8 protein-coding genes are annotated in these 13,040 nt (G+C 39.1%); all 8 read left to right on the forward strand.

The window, feature by feature from the left end; translation table 11 throughout:
- The first annotated feature begins 784 nt into the window (after nt 1-784).
- The 8 genes from ABXZ32_RS00470 to ABXZ32_RS00505 all read left to right on the forward strand — a co-directional run bounded on the left by ABXZ32_RS00470 (nt 785) and on the right by ABXZ32_RS00505 (nt 13,036).
- The gene (locus tag ABXZ32_RS00470; RefSeq protein ID WP_354616729.1) at nt 785-1,417 is read left to right on the forward strand and encodes an NAD(P)-dependent oxidoreductase; all 633 of its coding nucleotides are present in this window, start codon (nt 785-787) and stop codon (nt 1,415-1,417) included.
- 173 nt (nt 1,418-1,590) lie between these two features.
- Entirely contained in the window at nt 1,591-2,898 is a 1,308-nt protein-coding gene (locus tag ABXZ32_RS00475; protein WP_354616730.1) for a DUF2254 domain-containing protein, read from the forward strand.
- Nucleotides 2,899-3,020: 122 nt separating this feature from the next.
- On the forward strand, nt 3,021-3,710 hold the full coding sequence (locus ABXZ32_RS00480) for a coiled-coil domain-containing protein (RefSeq protein WP_354616731.1): 690 nt from the start codon (nt 3,021-3,023) through the stop codon (nt 3,708-3,710).
- Between the two features lie 308 nt (nt 3,711-4,018).
- On the forward strand, nt 4,019-5,803 hold the full coding sequence (locus ABXZ32_RS00485) for a serine hydrolase (RefSeq protein ID WP_354616732.1): 1,785 nt from the start codon (nt 4,019-4,021) through the stop codon (nt 5,801-5,803).
- A gap of 217 nt (nt 5,804-6,020) precedes the next feature.
- Nucleotides 6,021-6,788 carry a CDP-alcohol phosphatidyltransferase family protein gene (locus ABXZ32_RS00490; protein WP_354616733.1) on the forward strand — a complete coding sequence of 256 codons (768 nt, stop codon included), beginning with the start codon at nt 6,021-6,023 and terminating at the stop codon, nt 6,786-6,788.
- Between the two features lie 188 nt (nt 6,789-6,976).
- Nucleotides 6,977-8,323, forward strand: coding sequence for an amidohydrolase family protein (locus ABXZ32_RS00495; RefSeq protein WP_354616734.1), 1,347 nt, complete (start codon nt 6,977-6,979; stop codon nt 8,321-8,323).
- A 62-nt stretch (nt 8,324-8,385) separates the two neighbouring features.
- Nucleotides 8,386-9,648 carry a metal-dependent hydrolase family protein gene (locus ABXZ32_RS00500; protein WP_354616735.1) on the forward strand — a complete coding sequence of 421 codons (1,263 nt, stop codon included), beginning with the start codon at nt 8,386-8,388 and terminating at the stop codon, nt 9,646-9,648.
- Nucleotides 9,649-9,826: 178 nt separating this feature from the next.
- Nucleotides 9,827-13,036: a WD40/YVTN/BNR-like repeat-containing protein gene (locus tag ABXZ32_RS00505; protein ID WP_354617298.1), complete on the forward strand. Its 3,210-nt coding sequence runs from the start codon at nt 9,827-9,829 to the stop codon at nt 13,034-13,036.
- Nucleotides 13,037-13,040 lie beyond the last annotated feature (4 nt).

Raw genomic sequence — 13,040 nt, forward strand, 5'->3', positions numbered from 1 at the left:
GAATTAATTGGTTAATAAAATTTGTGGTTTTTTCGTACTTGTTTTGTAGGTGTCCTAATAATTATTTGTTAATTTTTTGAGTTTGGCAAATATATTTTTTTAATCAACTACAACGTTATAGTTGTTAATTTTTTCGATGAAATGTATTCTTGGATACATTTCATAACGATATTCTATTTAAATTAAAGTAGTATAGGATTTATTGAATGTTCGCTATACTTACGAGAAAGGAAGTTTGAGGGTTTTGAAATTTTTGATTTTTCTTTAAAATTTTCACTTTTAAAATAATTAATCATACTCCTCATAATTGTTATTTGTTGATGCGTGGAAAATCAACTAGGATTTTCAATCGGCCGCAAGTTATTTTTTCAATCCACTATATCGATAGACTTAACGTATTTTTCGATGAACTGCACAATTTTGTAAATTATTGACTACGAAATCGATATCGCTGATTGCTCATGGAGTTTATAATCTATTGCCTTTTTAAGGAAAAATTTTAAACCCGAGTATTAATTTGATGATAATACAACTTTCAATAATCTCAAAAAAAACAATGCAAATTGAGTATTAATTTATCATCTGAATAGGAAACAACTGTTCCACTAAAAACCCTACTATATATTTTTTAAAAAATCAAAAAAACCGTAAAACCTTCAATAAAGTTGTTCCAAATACTAAATATATTAACGCAATTCGTAAGTACTATTCCACAGTTCGGTCAGCTTTATAGTGCCATATAATATTAATTGATCAACTTAACGGTCTGATAAATCAATTCCATATGAAAATCTTAATAATTGGGGGAACAGGAAAAACTGGCCGGCACATCATTGACCAGGCATTGCAAAAGGGACATTTGGTAACAGTCTTAGTACGTAACCCTGCCAAATTAAAATTGGAACATCCCAACCTGAAGATATTGCAAGGAAATATACTTCAAAGCAAAGACGTTGCAGCTGCGGTGAAAGGACAAGAGGCGGTTTTATCTGCCCTGGGCCATAAGCGCTTTTTCATCCCCTCTTCCATCCTATCCAAAGGCACGGCAAATCTTATCAACACCATGGCAGAACAGAATGTAAAGCGTCTGGTCTGTATAACCTCCTTGGGCATCAATGATAGCAGGTTTAAACTTGGGCTCTACTATACCCTCTTTGTAATTCCCGTAATCCTCTTCTTTTATTTTTTGGATAAATCCAAGCAAGAAAAATTGATCATGGACAGTACATTGGATTGGACTATCGTAAGACCAGCACAATTGACCAATGGAAAAATGCGGGCAAAATATAGGCACGGTCCTAATGTGGGCAGTTATATCCTTACCAAAATGATCTCTAGGGCAGATGTTGCCCACTTTATGTTACATCAACTCACCGATAAACAAAATGTCCATAAGGCTGTTGGAATTCATTATTAAATATAACTTGTATGGAGGTCGAACAAAACTCAGACAATATAACAAGTGTAATTAACGAGCAAAAATTGCCTAAGAATGTTCGATTGGGTCAATGCTTCAGTTCATTTTACCTTATATTCGGTGATAGGATCGGGAAAAAGGTTCCTGTACCTAAATAACATCACCAAGGTTTTATGAAACGACTCTACTTTTTATGGGATGAATTGCAGTCCAGTTTTTGGTTTATCCCCATTCTCATAATTGCAATTTCTATTGGGGCGGCTATTGGTTTGCTTTATCTCGACAATATTTTTAATTACCAACCCTCGGGTATTGTCAGGTTCATTTTCCCCGGAAGTGTAGATTCTGCCCGTAGCGTACTTTCCATTATTTCGGGCGCTATGATAGGTGTTGCCGGTACGGTATTTTCTATTACACTGGTGGCGCTTACCTTGGCCTCCTCACAATTTGGCTCACGACTCTTGCGTAATTTTATGCATGAACGAATCAATCAAATTGTTTTGGGCACCTATATTGCTACCTATGTTTATTGTTTGCTCGTTTTAAATGCTGTAAAGGGAACGGACCAATTTTCTTTTATCCCCTCAATCTCTGTTTTAGTGGCCATTTTAGCCGCTATAGCCAATATCATTTTGCTCATCATTTTTATTCACCATATAGCCATAAGTATTCAGGCAAATAAAGTAATATCAGATATTTCAGAGGCCTTGTCCAAAAACCTCAAGCAATTATTTCCAGAGGAAATAGGACAAGAGCCAGCCGAAAATGAAATTAGTAACATTGAATTACTAAAAAAGACATTCCGCAATAAAACAATTATTACCTCCCCTAAGAGCGGGTATATTTTATATGCCGATAATGAGGGTATATTTAATTTGGCCCAAGAAAAGAAACTATTGGTCATTCTAAACTATCGCCCAGGAGATTATGTGGTAGAGCATATGGAAATCGGGGAGGTCTATTCCCAAGAAAAACTGGATGATGACGATTTGCTGGATTTTAAGGATATTTTTATCTTAGGTAAATCACGGACACCCCAACAAGATCCTGAATTTTCTATACATCAGATGGTGGAAATTGCGGGTAGGGCCCTATCCCCAGGCATTAATGACCCATATACGGCCATTACTTGTATAGATAACCTAACATCTACCATGTGTTATCTGACCAAAGTAAAGTTTCCTTCAAAATATCGTTATGACGAGGACATGGAATTAAGGGTTGTTGCCAGTAATCTTACCTTTAGAGGTATGTTAAATGTGGCTTTTAATCAAATCCGACAATTCGCGGGCGGCAGTCCTTCTGTAGTTATTCGCCTTATGGATGCTATGATCACCATAAATAAAATGGCAAAAACCCCAGAGCAAAAAATTGCCTTAAAAGAACATGCTGAAATGATCCTTAGGGTAGCAGAAAAATCCTTTCAGGAGAAGAATGATTTAAAAGACATGAAGGAACGCAGTATTATGATCCTAGGATAGTAAGTGTAGGACCATTATTGCGAACTAATATATCGTTGAACTATTTATTGAGTAATTTTATAGTAACGTACCAAAATTTCACCACTAACCACTTATTCCAAGTATCGATGAAAACAATAAAATTGAAAATAGTATTAATGAGCTATTTTATGCTAGCCCTCATAGGGATTGGTAGCATTAATGCCCAGACCATTGTACCGGAAAACGGAACAATAACCTACGATAAAAATTTAAGGCCTGTCATTTTGGTAAGTCTTGATCCCAAACCGGACGAACTTAAGGAAGCCTGGAGGGATTACCTAAATGATACCTATGATGTTAAATTGAAGGGAATTGGTTTTTTGCAGAACAAAGACTTGCTATCTGCGGAGGAGGTTGTCATCCAAAAGATTTCCCCAAACAAAATCAACTTTTACACCAATATCGAAGAAAACGATCTTGGATCTGAAATGAAGGTATTTGCCTCTTTGGGGAAAAATACGTTTATAAGCCAGGACAAAACGCAAATGGAGTATAACGCCTTACAGAGCATTGTTGAAAATTTCCTAAAAACATATCTTCCTGTTTATTACAAAGAAATGCTGGAGGACACTACTAAAAATTTCGAGAACCTCACAGAAGATGTGGCCGACCTAAATGAAGAAATAGTAGATGACAGTGAAAAAATAGAAAAACTAAAAAAAGAAATCGAGGATCTGAATGACAAAATAGAAAACGATCGGGAAACTCTCGAAATAACCAAAAAGACCCTTTCAACTACCGAAAAAAAGCTTGCACGTATTAGAGCCCAATCCTTGATCTATAATCAATAAACAGTACCTAGGAATTATTAATTATAAGTAGTTTCTTTTAAAAAAAACCTCCTCTTGAACCAGACTGGTCTAAGGAGGTTTTATTTTTCCTGTTTAACTTTCCTATATTTAAAGGATGTAAAACGCTAAAAATCCATCATTTTTAAATTTTTATGGTTAGAGGCAATCCTATTTAGAAAGATGATTTTCTAAAAGAAAAAGCTTCTTAAGTCCTATAAATAGGATAAATGACATATAGGTGACACCTAAATGTCGTAACAAAGACCATATGTTGGTCATAGTTTTGTATCAAACATAAAATCTAAATTATGGAAACTAAGTCCATTGGATCAAACTTGATCTACCAACGTAAATTGAAAGGCTATTCACAAGAAGAATTATCAGAAAAAACCCAAGTCACCATTCGTACCATTCAACGTATTGAAAAAGGCGATGTAAGTCCACACCTGCAAACTGTTAAACTCTTGGCAGATGCTTTGGAAATAGAGATCGATGATTTGTTAATACTCGACAATCCCAAGGAAGAGAACATCCAGAAAAAATGGCTCCTATTATTACATGGAACACCACTATTAGGCCTTTTGTTGCCCCTTGGCAATATTTTGTTTCCGTTGTTCTTGTGGATTCACAAGCGAGAAGACAACGACTTGTACAATTACCACGGTATAAAGGTTGTGAATTTTCAAATAAGTATTACCATATTATATGTCATCTCATTTATTACCCTTCTAACCATAGAAGGATATGGATTTATCTTCTTTATGGCTGTGCTTCCTTTGGGAATTGGGATTTCCCTGTTCAATATTTTCAAAGCTATTAATTCTCAGACATGTTATTACCCAATGGCATTTCCCTTTATAAAAAGGCAAAAAGAACGAAAAAATTCCAATGCCTTATTCTTTCTCTTTGGAATTTTAATGCTTTCTAACCCCGTTCTGGCCCAATCCACTGCAATTGAGCGATTGGATGGCTCCCAGATAACCCAAGATTCCTTGACCTCCAAAATAGAACAATTAGTAAATGACGCTAACGTCCATGGCATTGCGGTAACCGTGTTTGAGGACAAAAAAATTAGTTATAAAAATACCTTTGGCTACAAAAATTATCCTGAAAAACAGAAATTGACAGGGAATACGAATATGTATGGTGCTTCTTTAAGTAAAGCCGTTTTTGGAGTATTGGTTATGAAATTAGTGGAGAATGGTGTTCTGGATCTAGATACCCCATTGGAATCCTATTTACCAAAAAAAATATACGAATATCAACCTTTAACAAGATGGCATGATAACTTTTCTGAATTAAAGGATGACCCTTTGTACCCCAAGATCACCGCAAGAATGTGTCTGAACCACACCTCTGGATTTCCCAATTGGAGATGGTATGAAGCTGATAAGTTGTTAAAAGTGAAATTTGAACCCGGGACAAAATATATGTATTCCGGGGAAGGCATGGTCTATTTACAAGTTGTGATAGAAAAACTCACCGGTAAAAATTTGGAGCAATGGGCACATGAACTAATTTTTGAACCCCTGCACATGAACAACAGTAGCTATAAATGGCAGGACGACTATGCGAAGGATTTTGCTTTGGGACACAACACAAAAGGGAAACTGTACCCAAAGGACACGGATAATGAGCCAAGATCGGCCAGTACCTTAGAAACTACGCCTAATGATTACGGCCTTTTTATGGCAGCCGTATTGCAAGGGAAAATCTTAAGTGAATCCTCCTATAACGAATTGTTCAAACCCCAATTTAGGATTCGAAGCTTAACACAATTCCCTCCAGGTTCTGAGGTAGTATCAACTGCTAATGATAAGATTGAATTGAGTTATGGATTGGGATGGGGAATTTTTCAGACCCCATATGGAAAAGCTGCTTTTAAAGAAGGGCACGGAGACGGATTTCAACATTATACCATCCTGTTTCCTGAAGCAGAAAAGGGAATAATGATCATGAGCAATTCCGATAATGGAGAGAGTATTTTTAAAGAACTATTGGAAGTATCCCTAATGGATATATACAGCCCTTGGGAATGGGAGAATTACATCCCCTATAATCATAGTACTGATTTAAATCGTGATGAACAGTAAATATGAATCAATCTAATTTCCACCTTACTGATAGCCACCTTTTTAACTAACATAATCCTTAAGATTTATTGCTCGCCGGAGCATTAGTTTTGGTGAGATTTGGATTTTAAAAAGTAATTTTGGTCGTATCTTTACGACAGACCCTTTCCAAGGTGTCAACTAAACCAGCGTGTTTTCGTTTTTAGTTTCAATATATCGCCTTGGATCTTGATACGTAATGTCTAAACTACCCAAAGAATATCAATTTTTGGATCTGTCCGATTACGGTAGACCTGCAGCGATCATTATTGCCAAAGCCCTGCAAAATACATCCATTACCCCCATACACGTTACCATAGGTTTTATTATTTCCGGGATACTTGCTATTCTATGCATGTATCACCAGTATTTTATGGCCACTGGATTTTTTCTCATCCTTAAATCTATTTTGGATGCTGCGGATGGAGAACTTGCACGTATTAAAAACAAACCCTCCTATACGGGCCGTTATTTGGATTCTGTTTCCGATATCATCCTCAACTTCTTTATATTATTGACTATCTGGCACATAACCGAAGGAGGATTATTTTACACTTTTTTGGCTTTTGCCGGATTACAGTTACAGGGAACACTATACAATTATTACTATGTGATATTGAGAAACCAAAACAATGGGGATACCACAAGCCGTATTTTTGAGGATAAGGTTCCCAAAGCACTAAAGGGTGAGAAGCAGCACAATGTCAATGTCCTTTTTGCCATCTATAAATTTTGTTATGGGATTTTTGATAAGATCATCTATCGAATGGACAGGACTGCCCCAAAAGGCGATCACCTCCCTAAATGGCTTATGACCGCAGTCTCCACTTTTGGTTTAGGTTTTCAATTATTGATTATCAGTGTGATGTTGGCCTTTGGTCTTATACCATATATCATTCCCTTCTTTATTGGTTATTCCTTATTCATCCTTTTATTTATTGGCATACGCCGATTTATCAATCAATAGTACACTTTCGATCTATTACAGGTCTATATATTCTTTATTAGAGGTATTCAATCAATACTATTGCCTAAAAAGTGATAAAATTGAATGGCCTTCAATTAATTTGAATTATTTTTAGAAGCATGAAACTTCAAAAATATATTCTCCCGATCCTAGTATATGTCCTTCTTACCAGTTGCAAAAATAAGCAGATGGAAACCTATGACCTTGTCATACTAAATGGGCAAACTATTGATCTGGCAACAGGAAAAATAGCACTTCAGGATCTCTTTATCAGAGGGGGGAAATTTGTGAAAATTGAAACCTCGGGAAGTTCAGAGCCATATAAAGCGGACAAAACACTGGATGCTTTGGGTACTTACATATTGCCAGGTTTTTGGGATAACCATACCCACTTTAGGGGTGGCGACAGCCTTATTCATGAAAATAAAGATCTATTGCCATTATTTCTTGCCAATGGTATTACCACTGTGCGCGATGCTGGGGGTGATCTAACATCCAGTGTGATGCAATGGAAAAAGGAAATCGCTGCCGGCACCTTGGACGGTCCCACCATTTACACTTCTGGACCAAAAATAGACGGTCCAGATGGTACATGGGCAGGCTCTTTAGAAGTGGTAACAGATGAAGATATTTCTAAAGCACTGGATTCCTTGGAAACCTTACAGACCGATTTCGTAAAACTATACGATAGTCGTATTTCTGGTGATGCCTATCTCAAAACCCTAAAAGAAACAGATAAAAGAGGGCTAATTACCTCTGGACATATGCCATTTACCGTAACCCTTAAGGAAACAGTAGATGCAGGCATAGATGCGATTGAGCATCTCTATTACATCATGAAGGGCTGTTCGGCAGTGGAGGCCGAGGTCACTCAAATGCTGATAAATCAGGAAATAGGATTTTGGCAAGCCATGCCCCTACTAAAGGAAGGATATAAAACTAGCACCGCACAAGCCACCTTTGCCTTATTAAAAAATAAAAATGTTTTTGTGGTACCCACCCTTCATATCGGAGCAACACTGAGCTATTTGGATGAAGTAGATCACAAAAATGACCCGTATTTAAAATATATGGGGAAGGGTATTATAAAAACATATCAAGGCAGGATCAACGGAGCCTTAAATAGCTCTGAAAAAGCAAGAAAGGATAGAAAGGAGCTGGACCATTTTTTTGGCACTTTGACAAAGTCGTTAAACGATGCCGGTGTAAAACTATTGGCTGGTTCGGACAGCGGTGCCTTTAATTCCTATACCTATCCAGGGATCTCCTTGCACAAGGAATTGGAAGCTATGGTCCAAACTGGCATGACCCCGTTGGAAGCACTGAAGACTTCGGCATATCATGGAGCACAATACCTGAAAAAAGATCAATTGTCCGGTTCAATTGAAATAGGAAAGCAGGCCGATGTAGTGTTATTGGAGGCCAATCCGCTAGAAGACATTAGAAATACCCAAAAAATTAATTCAGTCATCCAAAATTCAAAGGTTTATAATAAAGACCAATTAAAAGCTATGCTGGAAGGATTAGCAAAGTAAAAACCTTTTATCCATAGACTTAACAGCAAATAAATTTCCGCACAAATAAACATCATACTAAAATGAAAATCGCCATTACCCTTATTGCCATTATGACCTCTTCTTTAACCTGTGCACAAACCCTGTTACGACCAGATAGAGTCTTTGATGGGAAAACAGTCCATGATAATTGGGTCGTTTTGGTGAAGGGTACAACCATTGCTTTCGCAGGCAAGGAAGGAGATCTAAAACCTTTGTCTTATACCACCGTAATAAATCTAACAGGAATGACCTTAATGCCAGGATTGATAGAAGGTCATTCCCACCTGTTGCTCCATCCTTATAACGAAACCTCATGGAACGATCAAGTATTGAAGGAATCTCCAGTGGAACGAGCCATTAGAGGAACGGTCCATGCCAAAAATTCACTCATGGCGGGGATCACCACCATGCGCGATTTGGGGGCTGAGGGTGCAGGTTATAGTGATGTTTATCTTAAAAAGACTATTGAGGAAGGGATCATAAATGGCCCTCGGCTCTTGGTAGCAGGTCCGGCCATAGTAGCTACTGGTGCATATGGTCCAAAAGGCTTTCACGATGGGGTGGACGTTCCTCTTGGGGCCGAAGAAGCTAGCGGCAAGGAGGAGGTCATAAGAACCGTTCGCAGGCAAATGGGGAATGGGGCCGATTTTATTAAAGTATATGCCGATTACCGTTGGGGCAAAGGGGAACCGTCCCAACCTACATTCTCATTGGAGGAAATAGAGGCAATGGTGGCCACCGCAACTAGTGCAGGGAGGTATGTCGTGGCACATGCCGGAACCCCAGAAGGGATGCGCAGAGCAATTTTAGGAGGCGTTGAAACCATTGAGCACGGCGATGGCGGTACGCTTGAAATCTTTAAATTGATGAAGGAAAAAGGAGTGGCCCTATGCCCTACCTTGGCAGCTGGTGATGCCATAGAACAATACAACGGCTGGGATAAGGCAACTGGAACGGAGCCGGACCGAATTACAGCAAAAAAAGAGTCCTTCAAGCTGGCCTTACAAGCTGGAGTGGATATCGTCTTTGGTGGTGATGTTGGGGTATTTACCCATGGTGAAAATACAAGGGAGCTGGAACTTATGGTAGCTTATGGAATGACTCCACTAGCATCTTTACAGGCAGCAACATCAGGCAACGCACGTATTTTCCATCAAAACAACCTAGGCGAAATCAAAAAGGGCTTGCTTGCTGATATCATTGCTATAGAGGGTAATCCATTGTTAGATATTTCTAAAATGAAGGATGTTAAATTTGTAATGAAAGATGGGATCATCTATAAAAACATAGAGGGGACTGAATAAAAAAAAGCAGTTATCTAATCAACTAGCCCACAAAGGGATACTAAAAATAGTTCATATTCAATCCTTCGATATCCCAGTTTGAATATGCCATCATCAACGAATTCCTTAACAGACCTTTAAGAATTCTGTAGTTAGATTTGGTTATCTTTAAAACGACTAATTAACCAAATTAAAGATGATTAAAAAATTACTTCCTTTAGTGATGTTATTCGCATCACTGTGCTTATCTGCACAACAATTCACAATGGACTTGGTCCAAGATTTAAGACCTAGAAACATCGGTCCGGCTGGAATGAGCGGGCGTGTTACGGCGATTGATGCGGTACACGAAAATCCTGATGTAATGTTCGTAGGAACTGCTTCTGGAGGCCTATGGAAATCTACCTCCGGTGGCATCAAGTGGGAACCTATTTTTAATAAAGAGGTAACTGCCTCCATTGGGGCGGTAGCCATCCAACAGTCCAACCCATCTGTTATCTGGGTAGGAACAGGGGAAGGAAACCCAAGGAATAGTTTAAATGGTGGCTATGGTGTGTACAAATCTTTGGACGGTGGTAAAAACTGGACCTCCATGGGATTGGAGAAAACAAGGCACATCCATAGAATAGTCATAGATCCAACAGATCCAAATACCGTTTATGTAGGGGCCATTGGGTCTCCTTGGGGAGAACATCCAGAAAGAGGGGTCTTCAAAACAACGGACGGAGGGGCTACCTGGGAGAAAATTCTTTTTGTCAATAATAAAACGGGGGTTGCCGATCTTGTAATGGATCCTACAAATCCCAATAAATTGATCGCTGCCATGTGGGAGCATAAAAGAGACCCATGGTTCTTTAAATCTGGTGGTGAGGGCAGTGGCCTTCATATGACCCATGATGGAGGAAAAACATGGAAAAAACTGACCGAAAAAGAAGGGTTGCCAAAAGGAGAACTGGGTAGAATTGGTGTTGCAATCGCCAGGAACAAACCCAATGTAGTCTACGCCTTGGTCGAAGCCAAAAAAAATGCCCTTTACAAATCCACGGATGGAGGGTTTAAATGGGAAAAAATTAATGACAAGGAAGATATAGGCAATAGGCCATTTTATTACTCCGAAATCTATGTAGATCCACAAAATGAAAACAGGGTGTATTCTGTATTTACTTACATCAATGTTTCAGAGGATGGCGGAAAGAATTTCAAGGAATTAATGCCTGCTTATGGTGTGGACAATGGGGTTCACCCAGATCACCATGCATGGTGGATACACCCAGAGAATGGTAATTTTATGATGGATGGAAATGATGGTGGAATGAATATTACCAAAGATGGAGGCCAATCATGGCGTTTTATTGGAAACCTTCCGGCAGCCCAATTTTATCATATTAGTACAGACAATGAGTTCCCTTACAATGTATATGGCGGGATGCAGGACAACGGGTCTTGGAGAGGACCAGCGTATGTTTGGAAAGACCAGGGGATCCGCAACAGTTATTGGCAGGAGATTGCTTTTGGTGATGGATTTGATGTGGTGCCAGACAAGGATGATTCCCAATTTGGTTATGCCATGAGTCAACAGGGATATGTTTCCCGCTATGATTGGAAGACTGGTAACAATTACATTGTAAGACCTACCCCACCGGATGCGGAAACAAAACTACGCTTCAACTGGAATTCTGGGATCGGGCAAGATCCTTTTGACAACAGTACCGTTTATTTCGGCAGCCAATTTGTACACAAAAGCACTGATAAAGGTCTGACTTGGACCGTTATTTCCCCGGATTTGACCACCAATGACCCTGAAAAACAAAAACAAAGCGAAAGTGGCGGATTGACCATGGATGCTACAGGGGCAGAAAACCATTGTACTATTTTGGTAATTGAACCATCTCCTGTGGAAAAGGACATGATGTGGATCGGTACAGATGACGGACGCGTTCACTACACTCAAAATGGCGGTGCCACTTGGACAGAGGTAACAACAAATATTAAAGGTCTTCCCAGTGGTAGTTGGATTCCGCAAATTAAGGCATCCAGCAGAAATAAGGGAGAAGCACTTTTAATCGCCAACGATTACCGAAGATTCAATTATACTCCTTATGCGTACAGAACCAAGAACTATGGAAAAACATGGGAACGCATTGTAGATCAATCGGATGTAGCAAGCTATACCCTATCCATTATTGAAGATTCTGAAAACCCTAATCTCATGTTCTTGGGAACGGATGACGGGTTATATGTTTCTATGGATGCAGGTGCAAAATGGCAGAAATGGACCGAAGGGTTCCCAACTGTATCTACCAAAGATTTGGTGATTCATCCAAGAGAGCAAGATTTGGTGATTGGTACTTTTGGAAGGGCCGCTTGGGTATTGGATGATATACGCCCATTACGAGCTATAACCTCTGATAAGACAATTTTATCCAAGGATATTTCGATCTTCTCACCTCCAACCGCCTATCAGGCAGCATACCAGCAGCCTACCGGTAGTAGGTTTGGGGCCGATGATACATATAATGGTGAGAATAGAAAAGAAGGAGCTATGATCACCTATTACTTGAAGGAAGGTAAAAAAGCTGATGCAAAAGAGGATAAAAAGGAGGATAATGATGGAGAGGATTCCAAGGAGGAAGAAAAAAAGGATGTAAAAACCAAAGACTCCATAGCCTTTAACTTTTACGATGGTGACCGCTTGATCAGAACCTTAAAATATAAAACCCCAGAAAAGGCCGGATTCCATAGAATCTATTGGAGAATGGATGAAAAAGGTCCGGACAGGGCTTCTAGAAAAGTAAGCAAAAGAAAAAGCGAGCCTAGTGGTGTTAGGGTAAAACCAGGTACCTATAAAATAGTAATCTCTTATGGTGAAGCTACGGACGAAACCATGATTGAAGTAAAATCCGATCCAAGGTTAACAGTATCCACAGCTTCCATTAACGAAGTATATGAAACTGCTAAAAAATTGGAAGATTATGCCCAGACTGCTGCAGATGCCGTGAAACAATTGGTGGAAAGCAAGGCCGTGGCTGAACAAACCCAAAAGGATTTAAAGGAGCTGGACAAAGAGAAGTACAAGGACCAGATCAAGGCGTCTGTGGACATAGTGAAGGAAATTGACACGGTTTTGGCCCTATATCTTGGAAAAGATGACAAGCGCCAAGGAATTACTAGGAATCCTGAAATTACGGTGATGCAACGCATTGGAGCGGCCAGTGGTTATGTAGAAAGCAGACAAACAGGGGTTACCGCCACGGAAATACAATTGGTGAAATATGCCGAAGAGGAGCTAGCAAAGGCCTTGGAAGCAACCAACACCTTTTTTGATGATAAATGGAAGAACTATAAGGTATCCATTGAGCAATTGGATAATTCTCCTTTTAAGGAAACCAAAAAATTCATGATGAACTAAAACA

The organism is Sediminicola luteus (assembly GCF_040566555.1).
GTDB lineage: Bacteria > Bacteroidota > Bacteroidia > Flavobacteriales > Flavobacteriaceae > Sediminicola.